The 22345-nt window shown below is 45.7% G+C and carries 18 protein-coding genes, 2 tRNA genes and 1 other annotated feature; of the genes, 2 read left to right on the top strand and 18 right to left on the bottom strand.

The features are described 5' to 3' along the window. Positions 1-7 precede the first annotated feature (7 nt). The 5 genes from ilvB to ACTNBR_RS08760 form a co-directional block, all read right to left on the bottom strand. Positions 8-1738, bottom strand: a complete 1731-nt coding sequence (gene ilvB / locus ACTNBR_RS08780; RefSeq protein ID WP_441017759.1) for a biosynthetic-type acetolactate synthase large subunit — start codon at positions 1736-1738, stop codon at positions 8-10. Positions 1739-1791: 53 nt separating this feature from the next. Continuing rightward, positions 1792-2048 (bottom strand) — a binding site (T-box leader). 98 nt (positions 2049-2146) lie between these two features. After that, positions 2147-2632, bottom strand: a complete 486-nt coding sequence (locus ACTNBR_RS08775) for a dihydrofolate reductase (protein WP_427819869.1) — start codon at positions 2630-2632, stop codon at positions 2147-2149. A gap of 33 nt (positions 2633-2665) precedes the next feature. After that, positions 2666-3514 (bottom strand): thymidylate synthase, encoded by an 849-nt coding sequence (gene thyA / locus ACTNBR_RS08770; RefSeq protein WP_427807155.1) that lies wholly within the window; start codon positions 3512-3514, stop codon positions 2666-2668. Positions 3515-3550: 36 nt separating this feature from the next. After that, positions 3551-3982 carry a MarR family winged helix-turn-helix transcriptional regulator gene (locus tag ACTNBR_RS08765; RefSeq protein WP_427807154.1) on the bottom strand — a complete coding sequence of 144 codons (432 nt, stop codon included), beginning with the start codon at positions 3980-3982 and terminating at the stop codon, positions 3551-3553. A gap of 28 nt (positions 3983-4010) precedes the next feature. Beyond that, positions 4011-5294, bottom strand: coding sequence for a homoserine dehydrogenase (locus ACTNBR_RS08760; RefSeq protein WP_441017761.1), 1284 nt, complete (start codon positions 5292-5294; stop codon positions 4011-4013). A gap of 168 nt (positions 5295-5462) precedes the next feature. Between ACTNBR_RS08760 and ACTNBR_RS08755 the strand changes: the two genes are divergently transcribed. Continuing rightward, on the top strand, positions 5463-6350 hold the full coding sequence (locus tag ACTNBR_RS08755; RefSeq protein WP_441017763.1) for a hypothetical protein: 888 nt from the start codon (positions 5463-5465) through the stop codon (positions 6348-6350). 102 nt (positions 6351-6452) lie between these two features. On the opposite strand, the gene ACTNBR_RS08750 is transcribed toward ACTNBR_RS08755, so the two are convergent. Together ACTNBR_RS08750 and ACTNBR_RS08745 are read right to left on the bottom strand one after the other, a co-directional pair. Continuing rightward, positions 6453-6959 (bottom strand): CarD family transcriptional regulator, encoded by a 507-nt coding sequence (locus ACTNBR_RS08750; RefSeq protein ID WP_441017765.1) that lies wholly within the window; start codon positions 6957-6959, stop codon positions 6453-6455. Between the two features lie 113 nt (positions 6960-7072). Continuing rightward, positions 7073-7145, bottom strand: a tRNA-Gly gene (locus ACTNBR_RS08745). Positions 7146-7377: 232 nt separating this feature from the next. Between ACTNBR_RS08745 and ACTNBR_RS08740 the strand changes: the two genes are divergently transcribed. Continuing rightward, positions 7378-7450 (top strand) — tRNA-Gly (locus tag ACTNBR_RS08740). A gap of 141 nt (positions 7451-7591) precedes the next feature. On the opposite strand, the gene aspS is transcribed toward ACTNBR_RS08740, so the two are convergent. The 11 genes from aspS to ACTNBR_RS08685 all read right to left on the bottom strand — a co-directional run bounded on the left by aspS (position 7592) and on the right by ACTNBR_RS08685 (position 22013). Continuing rightward, on the bottom strand, positions 7592-9397 hold the full coding sequence (gene aspS / locus ACTNBR_RS08735) for an aspartate--tRNA ligase (RefSeq protein ID WP_441017767.1): 1806 nt from the start codon (positions 9395-9397) through the stop codon (positions 7592-7594). Positions 9398-9423: 26 nt separating this feature from the next. After that, positions 9424-10695, bottom strand: coding sequence for a histidine--tRNA ligase (gene hisS / locus ACTNBR_RS08730; RefSeq protein ID WP_427819874.1), 1272 nt, complete (start codon positions 10693-10695; stop codon positions 9424-9426). Beyond that, positions 10680-12224 (bottom strand): coproporphyrinogen dehydrogenase HemZ, encoded by a 1545-nt coding sequence (hemZ, locus tag ACTNBR_RS08725; RefSeq protein ID WP_427819875.1) that lies wholly within the window; start codon positions 12222-12224, stop codon positions 10680-10682. The genes hisS and hemZ overlap by 16 nt, the downstream gene beginning before the upstream one ends. A 46-nt stretch (positions 12225-12270) precedes the next feature. Next, a complete protein-coding gene (locus ACTNBR_RS08720; RefSeq protein ID WP_427807147.1) occupies positions 12271-12894 on the bottom strand; it encodes an MBL fold metallo-hydrolase in 624 nt (207 codons plus the stop codon). A 33-nt stretch (positions 12895-12927) separates the two neighbouring features. After that, a complete protein-coding gene (locus tag ACTNBR_RS08715) occupies positions 12928-15252 on the bottom strand; it encodes a RelA/SpoT family protein (RefSeq protein WP_427819876.1) in 2325 nt (774 codons plus the stop codon). Positions 15253-15271: 19 nt separating this feature from the next. Then, positions 15272-15796, bottom strand: coding sequence for an adenine phosphoribosyltransferase (locus ACTNBR_RS08710; protein ID WP_427807145.1), 525 nt, complete (start codon positions 15794-15796; stop codon positions 15272-15274). Between the two features lie 71 nt (positions 15797-15867). Further along, on the bottom strand, positions 15868-17649 hold the full coding sequence (gene recJ / locus ACTNBR_RS08705) for a single-stranded-DNA-specific exonuclease RecJ (RefSeq protein WP_441017769.1): 1782 nt from the start codon (positions 17647-17649) through the stop codon (positions 15868-15870). A gap of 90 nt (positions 17650-17739) precedes the next feature. Next, the gene (secD, locus tag ACTNBR_RS08700; protein WP_441017771.1) at positions 17740-19914 is read right to left on the bottom strand and encodes a protein translocase subunit SecD; all 2175 of its coding nucleotides are present in this window, start codon (positions 19912-19914) and stop codon (positions 17740-17742) included. 3 nt (positions 19915-19917) lie between these two features. Further along, entirely contained in the window at positions 19918-21318 is a 1401-nt protein-coding gene (gene scfB, locus ACTNBR_RS08695; protein WP_427807142.1) for a thioether cross-link-forming SCIFF peptide maturase, read from the bottom strand. A 90-nt stretch (positions 21319-21408) separates the two neighbouring features. Further along, positions 21409-21552 carry a six-cysteine ranthipeptide SCIFF gene (gene scfA, locus ACTNBR_RS08690; protein ID WP_008369659.1) on the bottom strand — a complete coding sequence of 48 codons (144 nt, stop codon included), beginning with the start codon at positions 21550-21552 and terminating at the stop codon, positions 21409-21411. Between the two features lie 89 nt (positions 21553-21641). Further along, entirely contained in the window at positions 21642-22013 is a 372-nt protein-coding gene (locus ACTNBR_RS08685) for a TIGR04086 family membrane protein (RefSeq protein WP_427807141.1), read from the bottom strand. Positions 22014-22345 lie beyond the last annotated feature (332 nt).

Here is a 22345-nt window from a genome sequence, read left to right as displayed (position 1 = left end):
CTCCTCCTTAATTATCCAGAATCATCTCTTCCAATGTTCCGCCCGGCTGTACCATCGGATAGACCTGATCTTCCGGATCCAGAATGAATTCGATCAGTGTCGGTACCTTAAGAGCGCGGTTTCTCTTTGCTTCTTCAAATGCCGGCTTCATTTCTTCCGGACGGGTTACACGGATTCCCTTTGCTCCGTAACTTTCAGCCAGTTTCACAAAATCAGGCGTATATTTCACCGGAGGTTCTTCCCCTCTTCTGGTCGCCGCACCGGAGCGGAGATCCGTCATGGAATAACGTTTGCCATAGAATAATTTCTGCCACTGGCGAACCATTCCCAGATATGTGTTGTTAAATACACAAAGGATCAGCGGCAGCTCCTCCAAAACTGCAGTTGCAAATTCCTGAATATTCATCTGCATTCCTCCGTCACCGGAAATTGCAATCACGGTGCTGTCCGGATTGCCGATTTGTGCACCGACTGCACCAGGCAGTCCATATCCCATTGTACCAAGTCCGCCTGACATATACATTCTTGTTTTTTCATTGACTTCCAAATATTGGGAAGTGAACATCTGATGCTGTCCTACATCCGTCACAACGATTGTATCATCCTCTTTAAATACTTCATTGATCGTTTCGATAATATCCTGAGCCTGCATCACGCCGTATTTTGGTTTCATCTTCAGCGGATGCTCCTGTTTCCACTCTCCGATTCTTTCCAACCATGCCGCATTGTCGCCCGGTTCCACATACTCAAGAAGCTTTTCGATGGCCTCCTTCGCATCGGCGACAATCGGGACATCTACTTTGATATTTCTGGAAATCGACGCCGTATCAATGTCAATATGCACGATCTGCGCGTTCGGTGCAAATGCATGCAATTTTCCGGTAATACGGTCATTAAATCGGGTACCGATGGAGAAAAGGAGATCGCATTCACCCACAGCCATATTGGAAGCATAGGAACCGTGCATTCCGAGATTGCCGATAAAGAGCGGGTGATCGGTCGGAATCGCACCTCGTCCCATAATCGTTGTCACCACCGGAACATTTGTGATCTCAGCAAATTTGCGAAAGCATGCATTGGCTCCGGAAATATTAACACCTCCGCCCGCAAGGAGCAGCGGGCGTTTTGCTTTACCGAGCATCTTGATTGCCCTCTTAAGCTGGCCGATATGTACACCTGTGCTCGGTTTATACCCACGGATATTCACAGTCTGCGGATATTCCGGACTTCCCAGCTCTGCCATCACATCTTTCGGGAGATCCACAAGTACCGGACCTGGGCGTCCTGTTCTTGCAATATAAAACGCTTCTTTGATGATGCGCCCGAGATCCTCTCTCCTGCTTACCGTCACACCGTATTTGGTAATACTTCTTGTGATTCCTACAATATCAACTTCCTGAAAGGCATCATTTCCGATCAGAGGTCTGGCCACCTGACCGGTAAAGCATACCAGAGGAACACTGTCATAGTTGGCTGTTGCAAGTCCTGTTACCAGATTCGTCGCACCCGGGCCGCTGGTTACAAGACATACGCCTACTTTCCCTGTCGATCTCGCATAGGCATCTGCCGCATGAACCAGTGCCTGTTCATGTCTTGGAAGGATCACCTTTGTATGGTTCTGCTTATAAAGTTCATCGCTGATATCGATCGTGCAGGCGCCCGGATATCCGAACATGACCTCTACTCCTTCTTCTTTCAGCGCTTTTACCAATAATTTGTTCCCCGAAATTTTCTTCATGTAACTACCTCCTTTGTTCTATAAAGCAAAAAAACCGCCCCAAACTATTACTAGCTTAGGGCGAATCATCATCCGTGTTACCACCTAAATTCAGGAACCGCAGTTCCTGCACTCTGTCAGTACGGGACATTTCTCCTGTCCGATACCGTTCCCATGTAACGTCGGAACCACGTCGAAGTCTACTGAGGCATCAGCCCGTTGGGTTCGCTGCTCGAAGGCTACTTCCATAATTCCATCCCGAAAGCTTACACCGACCGCTTTCTCTCTATGCATCCGGAAATTATGTACTCCTCCTTGTCATTGCATTTCACATATTCTTGCTTGTTTCTTTACTGATTGAATCTATTATACTTACCATTACCAGTCTTTGTCAATGATAGTTCTTGCATATTTTCTTGATGTTTTTTGTTATTTGCGTTCATATCTGGTAAAGGCATACTCCAGATCAAAACAGGTCTGTTCTTCCCCTTCATCTGTCAGCTCCCACTCTTCATCCTCATCAAGATTCGGGAACCAGGTATCGGCTTCGTAAGCATAATCGATCCGCGTCACGAGTGCCGTATCACAATAAGGAAGCATTGCCCGGTAAATGCTCTCCCCGCCGATCACAAATACGTCTCCGTCATATTTCCTGCTCTCCTCAATTGCTTCCTCCACACTGTGAACGACGACCGCATCCTTGACTTTGTAGGACGGATTTCTCGTAATCACAATATTTACCCTGTTCTTCAGGGGCTGTCCCTGCGGAAAGCTTTCCAGTGTCTTTCTTCCCATGATCACGACGTTTCCCTGTGTCGTCTCACGGAAGAATTTCATATCAGCCGGAATACTCCACATCAATTTATTGTTTTTCCCAATGGCCCAATTTCTATCAGCCGCTACAATCAGTTTCATATTTGCTTCTCTCCTTTATCCCGTATTTCGCCTCTACACAGCGATTGGTATATCCTTGATCTGAGGTCCCGTTACATAGTTATCAAGACGGACATCATCTTTTGTAAATGCATAGAAATCTTTAATTTCCGGATTCAGCCAGAACGTCGGTGCCGGATGCGTCTCTCTGGTGATCAGTTCCTCGATCAGCGGGATATGACGATCGTAAATGTGCGCATCAGCAATCACATGTACGAACTCTCCAACCTGCATATCGCAGACCTGCGCCAGCATATGCAGAAGAACCGCGTACTGGCAGACATTCCAATTGTTTGCCGCAAGCACATCCTGAGAACGCTGATTCAGAATCCCGTTCAAGGTAAGTTTGTCACTTCCTTTTTCCTTCGTCACATTAAACGTCATGCTGTACGCACACGGATAAAGATTCATCTCATGAAGATCCTGATGCACATAGATATTGGTCATGATTCTCCGACTGTACGGATTGTTCTTCAGATCGTAAATCACCCGGTCCACCTGATCCATCATTCCTTCTTTATACTGATGCTTGACGCTCATCTGATAACCGTAGGCTTTCCCGATGGATCCGTCCTCATCCGCCCAACTGTCCCAGATATGGCTGCTTAGATCATGAATATTATTCGACTTTTTCTGCCAGATCCATAACAGTTCATCGGTACAGCTCTTGATCGCTGTCTTTCTGAGCGTGATTGCCGGGAATTCCTTACGCAGGTCATAGCGGTTCACAACACCGAATTTTTTGATCGTGTATGCCGGTGTTCCGTCCTCCCATCTCGGACGAACCTTCTCCCCTTCCGTGCTGGTTCCGTGATCAATAATGTCCCGGCACATATCTATAAAAACTTTGTCTGCATAACTCATGTCTCTTTCTCCTTTACCACTTAGAATCTGTCCGATTTACGGTTCAGAAATATTATATAGTACTTTTTCCAGCGCTTTTTTGAGCGCCTGTACTTCTTTCTGTGTCATTCCCATCGTAAGCTGCCTGTCACTCTTCTTCCTGCTTGCCTCCATCTTCTTCTGAATATCGTAGGCCTTCTCAGTCAGATAAATGTTCTTGCAACGTTTATCCGTCGTACTGGGCACGGATAAAATGAATCCCTTCTCATCCAGCCGTTTCAAAAGACCTGTCACCGTCGGATTCTTCAGACTTAAGTGCCGTTCGATATCACGCTGTGTGATCTCTTCCTTGCTGCTGTGAAATAAATAATCCAGTACCGCGCACTGTGAGGAAGTGATGCCGATCGACTTCAGCATCCGGTTGAAATCTTTTTCATAAATATTATTAATCTGTTTCACCAAAAAGCCTATCGTCGTACGCTCACGCATTGCTCCACTTCCTTTCTCTATGATTCCCTTAATATTCCCGGATGATACTGCTGATTTCTTTTACGATCGGCATTTTCTTAAGAGCATCCACTGCATCCTTCATATGATATTCCTTAACTGCCGCGGTTCCGATAACCAGTTCAGCATGCATTTTCTTCGCTTCTCTTTGTACGACCCGTTCGATGCTGACCTTGTGATCGCCAAATACTTTCGCGATTTGCGCAAGAACGCCCGGCTCATTCGTTACCTGCATTCTCAGGAAAAAGCGGTTCTTGACTTCTCCAAACTCTTTGACCGGCAGTTCTTTATAACATCCGCATCCGATTCTTCCCATGCAGCCGTACTGCATATTCCTTGCCACATCCAGAATATCTCCTACTACCGCGCTTGCCGTAGGCATCTCACCTGCTCCTCTTCCATAGAACATGGTGTCTCCTACCGCGTCTCCATGCACGAACACTGCATTGAAGGATTCTCTTACCGTAGCCAGAGGATGATTCTTATCAATGATCATCGGATAGACACCGACTTCGATACCCTCTGGCGTATTTCTTGCTACCCCAAGCAGCTTGATAACACAGTCAAATTCTCTGGCATATGCGACATCTCTTGCTGAGATCTTTGTAATTCCTTCCGTATACACATCGTCGAATACGACTCTGGAATGGAATGCAGCGGAAGCCATGATCGCCATTTTACGTCCTGCATCCAGGCCCTCGACATCTGCGGTCGGATCCGCCTCCGCATAGCCCAGCTCCTGCGCCTGTGCCAGAGCCTCACCGAAGTCCATTCCCTCTTCAAACATTTTCGTTAAAATATAGTTTGTCGTTCCGTTTACGATTCCGACGACTTCATCAATCGCATTTGCCGCAAGACATTGTTTCAACGGTCGGATAATCGGAATTCCTCCGGCAACCGCCGCTTCAAAGAGAAGATCTACCTTATGTTCCCTGGCGGCTTCCAACAGCTCTCCTCCATGTTCCGCAATCAGATCCTTATTCGCCGTAACCACACTTTTACCTGCTGCAATCGCCTCCAGAATCATCGTTCTGGCCGGTTCAATTCCTCCCATTGCTTCAATGACGATCCGAATTTCTTCATTTCCGATAATATCCTCCCAACGGTCCGTCAGAAGGCTCTGTTCGATTCCATGGCGTGTCTTTTTCAAATTATGTACAAGAATCTTCTCGATCTCAAGATTTGCTCCAATCTTCTGTTCCATCTCATCACTGCGGCGTCCAATCAACTTATACACACCTGTTCCGACTGTCCCCAGTCCAAGCAGTCCGATTTTAATCACCTTATTATCCATCGTATTTTAATCCTTTCCTGTATCTCGAGTAAATAGTCATTAATTGGTTCTATTCTATCACTTTTTTGAATACGTGCAAAGAAGTTTCTTGACTTCTTTTCCAGAAGTGATAACATTATATATGTATGGACATTAAGACTATGAAAAGCCAAAGAGGAGAGATAACGAATGAAATGCCCCATTTGTAACAAAGAACTTGAGATCAGAAACAAGAAAGTCGGTGAGACTGCAGACGGTGAGGCTATCTACAATGAATTTGCCATTTGCCACGATTGCAAGAAACAGTGGAATTTAGATAAACAGCGTGCCAAAAAGGAAGTTGATACAGAAACGCCAAAGCCAAAGCGCAAAAAACGCCCGGTGAATCCGAATCCTGTTCCGGGAAATGAAAACCCGGTGAGAAAGGCACCTGTCTCCGAGTCTTCTGCCAAACCGGCAGCCCCTGCCAGGAAAAAGAAACCTGTTCCTTCCGGGTCTGAGGCAAACACCCAGGAACTCCCACAGGCAAAGGCTGCAGCGACTGAGAAGAAGGCAGCTCCGAAGAAGAGACCTGTTTCTCCGGAAGCTAAAGAAGCAGCACCCAGAAAGAAACCTGCTGCTCCGGTAAAAGAGAAAACTATGCCTGAGAAGAAAACCGTTCCTGCCAAAAAGAAAAAAGCAGCTCTGGATGAGACTGTTGCAATTGAACGTCCAGGCTTCGATGAAGAAGCACCGCGTCCGAAGAAAAAACCACGTCCGGTAAAACCGGCACCGCGCGCAATGGAAGATCCGATCGAGGAATTTTCCGATGCACTGGACAGTGCCTTTGAGGATCAGCCGAAACCGGTCAGACGCAAACAGATCGATAACAGAAAGTCAGAACAGACTTACTCCAACATTCCGCCGAAGCATGTGCGTGAATCCCGTGAAAAAGAAATGCGTGAGAATTACCAGAATATGCTTGATGAAGATGACGAGGATGAAGGCGGACGTTTTCCGGTCGTACTGGTCGTGATTCTTGTCATTCTGATCCTTGCTGCAGCTGCATTTGCCGGATACTGGTTCTTCCTCCGGTAATCGGATTTTGCTTTTCGTATATTTTAGTGAATGAAATTCATTACATAAAAGAGGAGTCTGCCTCAGCCATTAACCGGCAATGCAGACTCCTTTTTTCTGATTCTATTTTTTCTTTCGTTTTACTGACTCTTCAATAATCCGGCACACTTCATCCTTGTTTTTCCCGAGTGCAAAACCAAGTTCTGAATACAGGCTCTGTTCCGCCTTTTGAAAATAGCGTTCATCTACCATCATCGTTTTTTTGCCCTGGGCCATTCTTTTCTGATTGCGCAAGTATATCATTTTAATAATACTGATCAGAGATTCCGGATCGCCGCTTCGAACCGCTTCCTTATATCGCTGCTCCCTCATTTTTTCATTGTCCACCCACATTTCCTCAATCTCGGGTATTTTGTCGATCAGTTTCAAAGCTTCCTCTTCCGTCATAGCCTTTCTGATATTGGTTTTTGTGTCGACAGGGACATATATTTTTTCGGCCTTCTCTCCAACCGGTATCAATAAATAGTACTCTTTCTTGCAATCAACTCCAGACATGTTCAAATGCAGGATGTCTTCCACTTTGCATACACCATCTGTAGATTTTACAATGTAATCTCCAATTTGATACACAATCATACCTCCTTCATTCTCCGCTCGAAATGTCCAGAAAACTTTACTAGCATTACTTCTGAGCAAAGAATTACATAAAAAAAACAATGGAGCATAAACCCCATTGTTTCCAGAGCGACAGACGGGACTCGAACCCGCGACCTCCACCTTGGCAAGGTGGCGTACTACCAACTGTACTACTATCGCATGTATGAATTTGCGTTCCTCTGAACAAAATATAGTATACCCTATATGCGTGCACTTCGTCAACCCTTTTTTTCGTTTTGCATGTATGACTTTTCATTTGTTTCAAACGAATTGTCAGCAAAATATCCACAAATCCTCAAAAAGTTGAACATGCATTTCTTCACAAATCAGTTGACAAATGTTCATTCATAAGGTATAGTATATATTGTTCTGAGGAACGACAATTACACATGCGATAGTAGTACAGTTGGTAGTACGCCACCTTGCCAAGGTGGAGGTCGCGGGTTCGAGTCCCGTCTGTCGCTCTTTAACCACTGAGATATCCCAGTGGTTTTCTTTTATATAATTTTTTTGCAAGTCTAGATTATTCGTCATGGAAGTGAAGTTTTCTATAGAAAAAAGCACGTCATCCATTTTCTGGGCAACGTGCTTCTCTTCTTTTATTCTTATTCTTCTGTCTTCTCTTCCTTTGTTCCCGCAAGTTCCAGTCCCAGCTCTTCCAGCTGTTTTTTGTCAACTGCTGCCGGAGCCTCGGTCATCAAATCAGATGCATCCTTCACCTTCGGGAATGCGATTACGTCGCGGATGCTGTCCTGTTTTGCCATCAGCATAACCAGACGATCCAGTCCGTAAGCAAGTCCTGCGTGCGGCGGTACACCGTATTTAAACGCATTCAATAAGAATCCAAACTGTTCTTCGGCCTGCTCGGGTGTGAAACCGAGTACTTCAAACATCTTACTCTGGATTTCCTGATTGAAGATACGCACACTTCCTCCTCCGATCTCGTTTCCGTTCAGAACGATATCGTATGCTTTGGCACGTACTCTTCCCGGATCAGAATCGATGTACTGAAGGTCTTCTTCCATCGGCATGGTGAACGGATGATGCATCGCTGTGAAACGATTCTGCTCTTCACTCCACTCAAGAAGCGGGAATTCCGTTACCCAGAGGAATTTGTATTCGTTTTTATCCAGAAGTTCCATCTGTCGTGCGAGCTCCAGGCGGAGTGCTCCGAGGACATCCCATACCACTTTATTCTTATCAGCAGCAAAGAGAAGCAGGTCGCCGTTTTCTCCTCCCATAGCCTCGATCAATGCTTTCTGTTGTTCTTCATTCATGAATTTAGCAAAGGAAGATTTCACGGTACCGTCTTCCTGGATTGCAATGTAGGCCAGTCCTTTTGCACCATAGTCCTTTGCGAAATCAACCAGCTTGTCAATTTTCTTTCTCGGCATCGCGCCCTGTCCTTTTGCGTTAATGCCACGGACAGTTCCGCCTTTTTCAATCGCATTCTTAAAGACTACAAAATCAAAATCTTTTACAACTTCTGTCACATTCTGAAGTTCCATACCGAAACGAATGTCCGGTTTGTCGGATCCGAAACGGTCCATGGCCTCCTGCCAGGTCATTCTCTGGATCGGAAGCTCAACATCGATATCCAGCACTTCTTTGAACAGCTTTGCAAGAAGACGTTCATTGACATCGATCACATCGTCTACATCAACAAAAGACAATTCCATATCGATCTGTGTAAATTCCGGCTGACGGTCAGCACGGAGATCCTCGTCACGGAAACACTTTACGATCTGGAAATAACGGTCATATCCGGAACACATCAAAAGCTGTTTGAAAATCTGCGGTGACTGCGGAAGTGCATAGAAGTTTCCCGGATGAACACGGCTCGGAACAAGATAATCTCTTGCGCCTTCCGGTGTACTCTTGATCAGGAAAGGAGTCTCAATCTCAAGAAATCCTTCTTCTGCAAGGAACTGACGAGTCAGCGTTGCCACACGGCTTCTCATCATCAGATTTCTCTGAATATCCGGTCTTCGAAGATCAAGGAAACGATATTTCAAACGCAGATCTTCCTTTGTCTTGGAATTCTCTTCAATCGGGAACGGAGGTGTCTCGGATTCGGACAACACCCTGAGTTCTTCCGGTTTGATCTCGATGGCACCGGTTGCCAGATTTTCATTGACCGCACCGGAACGAGCTTCTACTTTTCCTACAACCGCAATGACAAATTCACTTCTCAGCTTCGCAGCCTTTTCAATAATCTCCGGAGCTGTGCTTCCCTCTTCACATACGACCTGAACGATTCCTGAACGGTCACGCACATCGACGAAAACCAGTCCTCCTTTATTTCTGTTCTTCTGAACCCATCCCATGATGGTCACTCTCTCACCAATATTTGCCTCGGAAAGTTCCGCACAACGGTGCGTTCTTTTCAGGCCCATCATTGATTCTGCCATGATTTCTTCCTCCTGTTTTTATCTATTTACAGTTCCATTACGGAATCTTTATAGCAATCCGTAATATCCTCATACCCATCCGCGATCAGCTGATCCTTCTGGAATTTTTTATTCTTCTTCATGTTGGCGATCAGAACCTGCTTTCCGTTTGCACGGTCTTCTTTCGCCATAGCAAGTACTTTCAGAATTCCTTCCTGATGCATGCCTTTCTCCAGAAGGTATGCCTTCTTCTGACGCTTTGACGGAATCTCATATCCATTCTCCAGAAGAAGCATAACAATACGCTCAAATCCAATCGAGAATCCACATGCTGGGGTGTCCTGGCCGGTAAATTTACCGATCATCTTATCATAACGCCCGCCTCCGGCGACTGCACCGCCAAACTCATCCATCGTAACCTCGAAAATAGTTCCGGTATAATAAGACTGTCCGCGCACCAGAGTCGGATTAAATTTCACTTTAAAATCTGCCTCCTTAGCACTTTCCACGCAGGAAATGATCGTTTCCATGCTGTCTGCCACCTTCTCATCCAGGAATCCTGCCAGCTTCTTGCGGCAGAAACGGATTCCTTCCACATCCGGGCTGATCTCATCAAAAAGCCCCAGATAGGTGTCAACATTTTCTTTGGTATACCCCATCTCCTGGAGTTCAGCTCCGACACCTTCAGCTCCGATCTTATCCATCTTATCCAGAATAATAAATACTTCATCGAAATCTTCTTCTTTAAAGCCGCTGTATGCTGCCATGGCTTTCAGAATATTCCGGTCATTAATATTGACGGTGAAATTATGGAAATCCATCTTCCCAAGCATCGTTGTGGTCGCCAGAATCAGCTCGATCTCGGCCAGATTGCCCGGTTCTCCGAGAATATCGATATCACACTGCATGAACTGGCGGAACCGGCCTCTCTGCGGACGGTCAGCACGCCATACATTTCCGATCTGAAGCGCCTTAAATGGAGACGGTAGTTCATTTGCATGGTTTGCGTAATATCTTGCGAGCGGTACAGTCAGATCATAGCGGAGTCCTCCGTCCACCAGATCCGCCTCTTCTTTCGCCTCATCGATCTTAAGCTTCTCACCACGTTTCAAAATCTTGAAAATCAGTTTTTCGTTATCTCCACCCTGTTTACTGCAGAGATTCTCAATATGTTCCACACATGGAGTCTCCATGGAGGTAAACCCGAAAGTTTTGTAAGTGTCTTTGATCATCTGGATTACGTAATCCCGGATCTCCATCTCCTTCGGGAGCATGTCCTTCATACCGGTAACCGGTTTCTTCTTTAACGCCATAGCCATTCTCCTTTTCGTTCTATCATCTCATGGACTCGTGAAATATACTCTCCCACGTCCCTGACATTTTCTATTCTGATCAGATTCGTCATTCTGCCGTTCCTGCTGCCCGGCGCCGGAATCTCATAGGGAAGTACGATCTTGGTGGAAGCACCCGCCCCCGCTGCAATGATCGATTGTTTTTCCTCCATAATTAGTATATTGTAAATTCCGGCTTTGTCAACCTTTGCATAGCCCACATTTTCAAAATTTCCGGCGATATTCTTCTGCCGGTACAGATAATACGGATGCAGATCCATCTCTCTCGCAGCCACAGACGCCATATCGATCATTTCTTCCAGTTCACGGGCCATCTGTGCATTCTTCATCTGCTCCTCTCCCGCGTTTCCGCCGCCCGTCTGCTGGGCCTTCTCCCTTGTAAGCCGGGAACCATGCTTCATTGCAAGCGCATGTACAGTCAGGCTGTCCGGCTCCAGCTGCCGTATCTGACGCAGTGTGTCTTCCATATCACAGGGATGCTCTCCCGGGAGACCGGCAATGAGATCCATATTGATGTTGTCAAATCCGATTTCGCGGGCCATATGATAGACGCGTACGATATCTTCTACTGTGTGATGACGTCCGATCGCATCCAGAGTCCTCTGCTGCATCGTCTGTGGATTGATGGAAATCCGCCCAACGTTGTGCCGGTATATAACTTCCAGTTTTTCCTTCGTGATACTGTCCGGACGCCCTGCCTCGATTGTAAACTCTTTCAGCTCTTCATAGCTGAATTTTTCTTCCAGATGGGTAAGCACCCGATCCATCTGCTCTGCGCTCAGCGTCGTAGGCGTTCCTCCGCCCATATAGATCGTGTTCAAATTTTTATTGCGTGACATTTCGGCAATGCCGGTCAGTTCCTCCAGAAGCGCATCCACATACTCATCCGTACGTTTTTCCCATTTTGCGATCGGATAAGACGTGAAGGAACAATAACTGCAGGTCGTGGGGCAAAACGGAATTCCGATATAGAGGCTGTATCCATTTTCATAATCCAGCTTTCCAAGCTGTTCCTTCTCCCGTTTTGCGATTTCGATACCGAGGCGTGCTTTCTTCTCACCTACCACATAAGTATCTGCCATAAATCTGACGATTTCGTCATCAGAAAATCCTTCCTCCAGCTTCTCCATGAGCATTTTCGTCGGACGTACTCCTGTCATATCCCCCCATGCATGGCTTTCTCCTGTGAGTTCTGACAACCATATATATAATTTTTTATTGATATATCTCTTTTTTTCCCTTTTATCTGCAATCGGATCCGTTTCAGACGGTTCAACCGTAAAGATTCCCGGTTCGTTACTACCTAAAAAGGTTCCGCGAACCTCTTCGTCGTTTGCTTGGCAACAAAAACAAGAATCACCATCCACTCTGATCTGAATCAGTGATTCTTGTTCTGCATCCACCGTCTGGTTTATCACGGCATCCGGAAAGAACGATTTTACGATATGATACATGTCGTAGGTATACCGCTCATTCTGACATATAATCTGAATCATGCCTTATTAAACCTCTTCTGCCTGTGTTTTTCTATCCATTTTCATGTTACACATAAGGATTATTTACCTTTTCATTCCCGATCGTTGTTGCACCCATATGTCCCGGATACACGATCGTCTCGTCCGGGAGAAGGAACAGCTTCTCCTTAATCGAACGGATCAGATCCGAAGTACTGCTCGTCGCGAAATCAGATCTTCCCACGGAGCAGCAGAACAGCGTGTCTCCGCTGAAAAGTACATTTGCATCTTTCACATAATAACAGACACCTCCTGCCGTATGTCCCGGTGTATGAATCACCTGAAATTCATATCCGATCAACGACAGCACATCTTTGTCATGAATCACCTCACCGCCTGCATAGCTGTATCCCGCCGTATAGGTCGTAGATTCGTTCAGTTCCGCTTTGTGAAGGAGGTCCAGATCATTTTCTTCCACATAAACCGGGATTTCCCCAAACATGGCTATAATCTTATCAATTCCCATAATATGATCAAAATGCGCATGCGTCAGAAGGATGGCTTTGGGTTTTAATTGTTCCTCTTCCATATAACTCACCATTTTCCGTGAAAGATTCGCCGGATCAACGATGACCGCTTCCTTCGTGTCTTCATTTGACAGAATATAACAATTGGTACTGATAATACCTGTTACAAACTTCTCTATTTTCATATTCATATCCTCTTCTTACGATATATTTTCTATTTAACCGACTGCACGTTCAATATCCAGCACACCTTGAAGCTGACGGAGCTTTTCAATCACTTTCGCCAGTTCCTCACGCCCATGTACGACAAAACCTGCTTCGATCGTTGCCGTTCCCTGCTTGCTGGTGCGCACATTCATAGACTTCACATCAATATTCATCTCCGTCAGGACTTTGGACATATCCATCAGCAATCCCTGACGATCATTTGCATACATCTTGATTTCGGCCAGATAACTTCCGTTGCCTTCACCGTCCGCCGGTTTTTCCCACTCAGCCGGTATTAGTCGTGCACGTTCCGGCTCTGATAAATGAATCATATTCACACAATCCGTCCGATGGATCGACATGCCGCGGCCTCGAGTGATAAATCCGACGATCTCGTCACCCGGAACAGGATTACAGCATCTGGAAAAGCGCACTGCCATATCGTCAATTCCCTTAACAACGATTCCACTTTTCGATTTTGCAATGTGAACCTTATTCTTGGATGCCTCCGCGATCTTTTCCATTACGATCTCGTCGGTGATCTCTTTTTTGTGATCCTTGCCGTATTCTTCAACAAGACGGTTGATCACCTGACCTTCTTTCAGGCCGCCGTGTCCGACCGCCGCCAGAATAGAATCCCAGTCACGAAATCCGTATTTTTCCTGCACGATCTGCATGTATTTCGGCTTCAAAAGATCAGCCAGTACAAATCCTTTCGCCTTGCTGTAGGCCAGCATCATTTCTTTTCCGCGTACAATATTTTCTTCGCGGAACTCTTTCTTGAACCACTGATTGATCTTATTCTTCGCCTGTGTACTTTTGACGATATTCAGCCAGTCCCGGCTGGGACCTTTGGAATTCTGTGAAGTCAGGATCTCGATCCTGTCACCGTTTTGTATCTTATAATCAATATTGACCAGCTTACCGTTCACACGCGCACCGACCATTTTATTGCCGACTGCAGTGTGGATCGCATAGGCAAAGTCAATCGGCGTAGAACCATTCGGAAGGTTCTTCACGTCTCCGTTCGGGGTAAAGCAATATACATCCTCCGCAAACAGGTCCAGATCTCCTTTGAGGAGGTTCATAAATTCCCGGTTGTCGGACATATCTTTCTGCCACTCCAGGATCTGTCTGAGCCAACTCAGCTTCTCCTCTTCCTTCGCTTCTACGCTCTTCTTACCGTCATTTGATTCCTTATATTTCCAGTGTGCGGCAATACCATATTCTGCCGTTTTGTGCATCTCTTTGGTTCGGATCTGAATTTCAAACGGCTGGCCGACAGAGCTCATCAAAGTCGTGTGAAGCGACTGATACATATTTGCCTTCGGCATAGCAATATAATCCTTGAATCTTCCCGGAACCGGTGTGTACATCTCGTGAATGACTCCCAGCGCAGCGTAACAGTCTTTCACAGAATCTACAATGATCCGGACTGCGAACAGATCATAGATCTGATCCACGGTTTTATCCTGGTTGACCATCTTTTTATATATACTGAAGAAATGTTTCACTCGACCGTTGACTTCCGCCTCAATGTTCGCATTTTCCATATGAGCGGAGACCTCATCCACGATCTGCTGAACAAACTCCTCTCTCTCTGTCTTTCTCGCATTGATCTGTTTCACCAGATCATAGAATACTTCCGGTTGAGAGTATTTCAGTGCCAGGTCATCCAACTCTGTCTTTATTTTAGAAATACCAAGCCTCTGCGCGATCGGCGCGTAGATGTCCATGGTCTCTTTCGCCTTTTCCTTCTGCTTCTCCGGCCGCATATACTGCAGAGTCCGCATATTATGCAGACGGTCTGCAAGTTTAATAATGATAACGCGGATATCTTTTGCCATAGCAAGGAACATTTTCCTAAGGTTCTCCGCCTGAACATCCAGCTTATCCGCCGAATAGGATAACTGTCCCAGCTTCGTCACACCGTCCACCAGAAGTGCGACTTCGTCTCCGAATTCTTCCTTGATCTCATCATACGTCATGACCGTATCTTCCACAACATCGTGAAGGATTCCTGCTGTGATCGTCTCCTTATCCATCTCCAGCTGCGCCAGAATGATTCCAACCCAGAGCGGATGAATGATATAGGCTTCCCCGGACTTTCTCTTCTGACCTTCATGCGCGTTTTTCGCGATACAATATGCTTTTTCGACCATTGAGATGTCCGCCGACGGATGATATTTCTGAATCCGCGCAATTAAACTATTATACAATTCATCCGGGTTCTGATAGTCTGCAGGTGCCTTTACCGCATGGCCATCGACGATATCCAGTTTTTTATTACTCGCTTCAATCAGCGGCTCCTGACTGATGTCCCATCCATCTGCCATATCTTCCCCCTCCTTTTCCTTAGTTTCCGGGATATTGGATTACGGACTCAACCGGATAACCTTCCAGTTTGCTCCGTCCCTTCAATCCTTCCAGCTCAATCAGACAAAGAAAGCCTACAACTTCTCCGCCCAGTTCCTCGACCAGCTTAATGATTGCTTCTGCGGTTCCTCCTGTTGCAAGAAGATCATCCACTATGATCACTTTATCTCCCGGCTTGATGGAGCGCTTGTGAATCTCGATTTCCGCGGTGCCGTACTCCAGCTCATAGGAAGCAGATATCGTCTCACATGGAAGTTTTCCCTTCTTTCGCACCGGCACAAATGCCTTGTGATGGTTGTACGCGATCGGCATTCCGAAAATGAAACCTCTGGATTCCGGTCCGACAATCACATCAAATTCTCTGTCACCTATTTTTTCTTCCAGACCATCAATTGCAAGATGAAGTCCATCCGCATTTTCCAATACACTTGTCACGTCTCTGAAAATAATTCCCTCCTGCGGGAAATCCGGAATACTTACTACATAATCTTCTAACTTTTTCATGAAACCTTCCACCCTTTGTACGCATAATAAAATATTATTAATTATATCACAAAATTCTGAATTTTCAAAATCTATTTATAATTTTGAATCACAATCTGCGGAGTTTTTATTCCCTGGTATTCATTGATATCGGGATAATATGTAAATGCCATTTCGATTCCCTTCTCCGCGCGGTTTCTTGGCACATTCCTGCCGCTCAGCATATCCTGATATGCCCGATCCCCGAACTTCTGTTTTATATAATTCAAAAAGCCTTCTATATCACCGAAATACATTGCATCGATCCCGGTTCCGTTCGTATCTTCCACGCGAAGTTTCAACACATTCCGATTTTTTCCCAGGATCCGCGCTCCAAGAACATGTACTTTTCGTTCTGCAAACAGCGGCTTCGCGTTAGCCTTTCCGAATGGTTCCAGAACCTTTATATCTCCGACAAATTTCTCCGTCACCGCAGAAAAAGGAAGCTGCATATCAATCTGTATCTTTTCCACGAGGTCTTCCTCTGATAGCTGTGATTTCCGGTTGATCTCCTGGCGGAACTGCTCCAGATTCTCTTCCGGAAGCGAGAGACCTGCCGCCATCTTATGTCCGCCAAACCGCGTCAGAAGATGCGCACAGCGATTCAATCCTTCATACATGTGCCATGTCTCAATTGATCGACCGGATCCTTTCAGCCCTTCCTGGGCGCGGGTCAGGACAAACACCGGTCGGTAATATTTCTCCCTGACTCTTCCTGCCACGATTCCCGCAAGACTCTCATGACACTGCGGAAGATAGATTACCAGAACATCATCATCCCGGATCTCCGTATTCTCAACCTGAATAAACGCTTCCTCCACCGCCTGGGCCGTCATGTCCTTTCTGCTGTCATTCAAAGCCTTCAAATCCCCTGCCAGCACATCTGCCTCTTTCTGCGTTCTTGCTTCCAAAAGCTCCAGCGCCCGCTTCGCTGTATCCAGACGGCCGCTTGCATTCATGCACGGTCCCAGGACAAATCCAATATGATAGGTATTCAGGTTCGCAGCATTGACTCCTGTACATTCAATCAGTGCTTTTAATCCCTTATTCTTCGTACGCTTCAGCATTTCCAGGCCCTGCTTTACGAAAATACGATTTTCATCCACGAGATCCACCACATCTCCAACCGTGGCAATGGCGACATTTTCCATCAAATAATCCAACTCACATACATCACTGTCCATTGCTTCTGCCAATGCTTCCACAAGCTTATAGGCGACTGCAGCTCCGCAGAGACCTTTAAATGGATACAGACAATCCGCTCTTTTGGGATCAACAACCGCATCCGCCTCCGGGAGAAGATATGCTCTTTCGCCTTCCTCTTCGCGATAAGGTACTTCATGATGGTCTGTCACAACCACCGTCATCCCCATGCTTTTTGCATAAGCTATTTCTTCTGCCGCCGCAATCCCATTGTCGCAGGTCACAATGGTGTCAACATCCGCGTCAAGTGCCCGGTCGATCAGGTGGCGATTTAATCCATATCCGTCTTTCATTCGATCCGGAATATCACTGTCCACATCAGCTCCCAGATAACGGAACCCTTCCAGGAGAATGTAGGTCGACTGTATTCCGTCTATGTCATAATCCCCGATAACACGGATACGCTTTCCTGCCCGGATCCGCTCCACAAGGACATTGACAGCCTTATCCATATCCTTCATCAGCATTCCATCATAGAGATCCGCAATCGTTCCGTTCAAATATTTCGCAATCGCCTCATCTCCGATGACATCTCTGTTTCGAATCAGTGAAGCGATTCGCGGACTGATATGAAATTTCTCACTGATATGTGCAAAATCCGCACCTTTTCTCAAAAGTACCCAGTTTTCCATCTTATCGTTTCCTTTCAATCTTATCCTGATATATGGAAAAGGTGTCGGAAAACTCCAACACCTTTTCTCTATCAAATTTCATAATACAATTTATTTTTTCTTCTTTCCGCCTGCCGGAACTTCTTTCTTCTTCCATTTGGTCTTCATCATATACCACAGGGCTCCTGTGATGCATACAGAAGAATATCCGCCGCATACGATACCTACCATCAGAGGGCTTGCGAATTCCTTAATCGAACTTACGCCCAGGATGTAGATCACTGCAACCATGACAAAGGTAGTGAGTGAAGTATAAATACTTCTGGTAAGTGTATTGGTGATACTCTTATTTACTACGTCTGCCAGGCTTTCATCCCGTTTCTTCAAATGTATTTCTTCACGGATACGGTCGAATATAACGATCGTCGCATTGATGGAGTATCCGACAATAGTAAGCATACATGCGATGAATGTATTTCCTACGGAGACTCTTGCCACTGCGTAGAAAGCCAGTACTACAAGAACATCGTGCAAAAGTGCAATAACCGCGCTGGTTGCGAAACGGATGTCTTTGAAACGGAACCAGATGTAGATCAGCATACAGATCGTAGCGATAATTACCGCGATGATCGCATCCGTTCTCATCTCTTTGCTGACAGTAGAACTGATATTTTCTGCTGTAATCAGAGATTCATCTACTCCGAATTTATCTACAAGTGCCTGATTCAACGCTTCTCTCTGTTCCAGATCCAATGTCGTAGTCTTAATGATCACCTGTGTGCTGTCTTTCACCTTCTGCGTCTGAACATTCTTATCGCCGGTCACCTCTTCTACAACCGGTACGATGAGAGAATCAATTTCCTTGATATCATAATCTTCATTGAAGGTCACATTGGTAGCCGTACCACCCTTAAATTCCAAGCTGTAATTCAGAGCGCCGTTTCCGCCTGCTGACTGCACACCCATTGTAATCAGGCCAACCGCAATGACTGCAATCGAAATTGCGAAACAAAGATTCTTTTTGCCAAGGAAATTGAATACCTTTGTCTCTTTCTTCTTTTTTGCATAGAATTTCTCATCACGGATTCCAATTGCATAGAAGGAAAATACAATTACTCGAGTGATCACAAGTGCTGTGAACATGGAAATCACGATACCAAGAGCAAGTGTCTGAGCAAATCCTTTGACAGAACCGGAGCCCTTAAGTCCCAGTACGATTGCCGCGATCAAAGTAGTCACGTTACCATCCACGATCGCGGACATTGCCTTCTTAAATCCGTTTCTGAGTGATGATCTCACACTCACTCCGGCAGCAATCTCTTCCCTCACACGCGCGAAGATAATAACATTCGCATCAACTGCCATACCGATACCGAGGATAATACCTGCGATTCCAGGAAGAGTCAGTGTAATGTCAAATGCGTTCAAAAGTACAATGACCAGTCCTGTATAAATGAGAAGTGCAAGTCCTGCAGCAAAACCAGGAAGCAGGTATACAATACACATGAAGATAAAGACTAACGCAAGACCGATCGCTCCTGCTTTCAAGCTTGTACTGATTGCTTCCTCACCAAGCTGTGCCCCCACTACATTGGAACGGAGTTCTTCCAGTTCCAGCTTCAGTCCACCGATTCGGATCGTTGAAGCAAGTGTGTCAGCTTCCTCATAATCTGCCATACCTTCGATGACAGCCTGTCCATTTTCAATCACAGAATTAACCACCGGTGCACTGATCGTTTCGCCATCATAAACAATGGCGATCTGCTTTCCAAGATTTTCTTCCGTTGCCTTTGCAAATTTCTCTGCGCCTTCGTCCGTAAGCTCCAGAGCCACAACATACTCATTATTCTTTGTCGTGCTGTTCTGCTGAGTCTGTGCCTGAGCACTCTTCACATCAGAACCACTTAATACGACTTCTCCGTTCGGATCCTGGAATTCCAGTGAGCCCGGTTTTCCGAGTTCTTCCAGAACAGTATTTGCATCGGAAACACCCGGAATCTCAATGCTGATCCGGTCATCGCCTTCCTGATAAACAGAAGCCTCTGTACTGTACTGTTCCACACGTTTCTGTAATTTGTAGATGGTATCTGCCATCTCTTCTTTGGTCGGATTCTTGTCCTTTGCCTGATAGGTAATGCTGACACCGCCGGCAAGATCAAGACCCAGGTTAATGTTCTTTGCTGCACCGGAATGTGAGGATCCGAATCCCTGAGCACAGGTAAATCCAAGCAGTCCCATAAGTGCAGCGATCAGAACAAGGCTGATAATCCCTTTACTTTTCTTCATGTCCTACTTCCTTTCTTCTGCCAAAGCAGCCTTTATCATGATTGCACATTCTACCCGCTTACGCTCCATCTCGCATCCGATGTCATAGGAGTCGTTCAGACCGCCTGCATATTTATATGCATTCGCCATACAGCCTCCGCTGCAATAGAATCTGGCAAAACATTTCTTGCATTTTTCCTTGGTATATACATTACAGCACCGGAATGCGTCCGCAATCTCCGGTTTTGTAATTCCTTCATCCACATTTCCCATCAGGAAATCTTCATCTCCGACAAACTGATGGCACGGATAGAGATCGCCCCACGGAGTTACCGACAAATACTCTGTTCCGGATCCGCATCCGGACAATCTCTTATACAGGCACGGTCCGCCTTCCAGATCGATCATAAAATGGAAGAAATTAAAGCCTTCGCCCTTTCTTTCCTTCTCAATCACGAACTGCGCCAGCTTATCATATTCTTCAAAAATCTTCGGCAGATCCTCTTCACGGATCGCATACGGATCCGAAGCATCCCCGACAACCGGTTCGATGGACATCTGTTTGAACCCAAGCTCTGCAAAATGCTTTACATCCTCGGAGAAGTCCAGATTATTTCTGGTAAATGTTCCCCGGATATAGTAACGCTCCTGATTTCTGGAATCCGCAAGTTTCTGGAATTTCGGCACAATCAGATCATAACTGCCCTTCCCGTTTCGGAACGGTCTCATACGGTCATTGACTTCTTTTCTTCCGTCGAGACTCATGACCACGTTATCCATCTCTTTATTGATAAACTCCTGGATCTCATCATTCAGCAGAACACCATTCGTCGTCACTGTAAAACGAAAATGCTTATTATGTATCTTCTCCTGTTCTCTTCCGTATGCAACAAGATCCTTGACAACCTGCCAGTTCATCAGCGGTTCCCCGCCGAAGAAATCCACTTCCAGATTACGTCTGCTGCCCGAATTGGCAATCAGGAAATCCAGGGCTTTCTTTCCCACTTCAAAACTCATCATGGCTCTTCTTCCATGATATTCTCCTTCTTCTGCAAAGCAGTATCTGCATGCCAGATTGCAGTCATGCGCAATATGCAGGCACATTGCCTTCACAACCGTCTTGCGTTTCACGACCTCACCGATGAGCGGCTCATAAGTATCCTTCACAAATAACTGCCCCGACTCCGTGAGTTCTGTCACATCCTCTAATATTTCTCTTAATTCTTCTTCCGGATATTTATCCTTCAGCTCCGCTTTCACTGCCTCCCAGGTCTCATCCTGACGAAGCGTCTCGGCTGTCTGGTTCTCATTCCTTGCATTCAGACATGCAATCACGTCATATGCTGCCTGATCCACCGTATGAACGCATCCGCTGTTGATATCCATCACGATCAAATATCCGTTATTCTGGTACTGATGAATCACAACCGGTACCCCTTTCTAATTTGTTTTCCATAACGCCAATAGACAGCGGCTTTTAGCCGCTGCCTTGATTCATACTAAGATAAAATTCTCTTATTTGCTGTGCTCGCAAGTCTGATTTCCTACGGTACAGGATGTCTTACAAGCAGACTGGCAAGATGTCTGGCATTCTCCACATCCGCCTTTTTTTACTGTATTGTTCAGAGTCTGTGTATTCAATGTCTTAATATGCTTCATTGCAATCTCCTCCTTACTTTTCACTATGCACTATAGTATATCACAACACCCTTGACAGCGTCAACGTCAAAGTGTTACAAGTTTTCTTCTCATGAGAGCATACCTCCCAGCATCCCCCCCGCCACACAAAGTGCAAATGAAACCAGCATACTGCTTCCTCCCTGGATTGTGCGGTATACACCGATTGAAATCATGAGAAGCAGTGCAAAATACAGGATTCCGATCAGAGTCCCCCACAGGAACCGCCTCGTTCCTGCCAGCTTGCCTGCTATCATTCCTCCGATAAAAGCAGATACCAGATACACGATCAGGATTCCGATCTCTACTTTCTTCTCATCTAGTCCAAACTTATACAGCAAAAACGTCAGAAGCAAAAGAAGCAGGGCTGTCACGATATAAGAAGCAAGCAATGCCTTCAGTATTTGAATCGGTTTGATCACAGAATTCACTTTCTTTTCCATGTTCTGTTCCTCCTTATCTAAAACATGTGTATGCAGATAAGTTTAAAATCAGAACGAAAAGCTGTTTCTAATCGTACAGGAACTTTACATAAATGATGGATCGTTGTCGGAGCAGACATATCACAGAACACACCGTTGAGCATCTCTCTTTTTTCCGTTTTATTATCCCTTTTAGGGTTCTTCAATATTTATTACAAATGTTTACCTGGGTATTTGGGCAATAATACCGGATAATAGTTCTGCCTTGCGAGTGAACTATGGCAATTAGTATTATCATAAATCAAGTTTAGAATAAGGTCAGCTGCAGTCTTTCCCTATGCAAAAAGGAATGC

Source organism: Bariatricus sp. HCP28S3_F11, assembly GCF_052065395.1.
Lineage (GTDB): Bacteria > Bacillota > Clostridia > Lachnospirales > Lachnospiraceae > Allocoprococcus.
The sequence above is the reverse complement of the archived record's forward strand: the minus strand, read 5'-3'. Positions and strand labels throughout refer to the sequence as shown.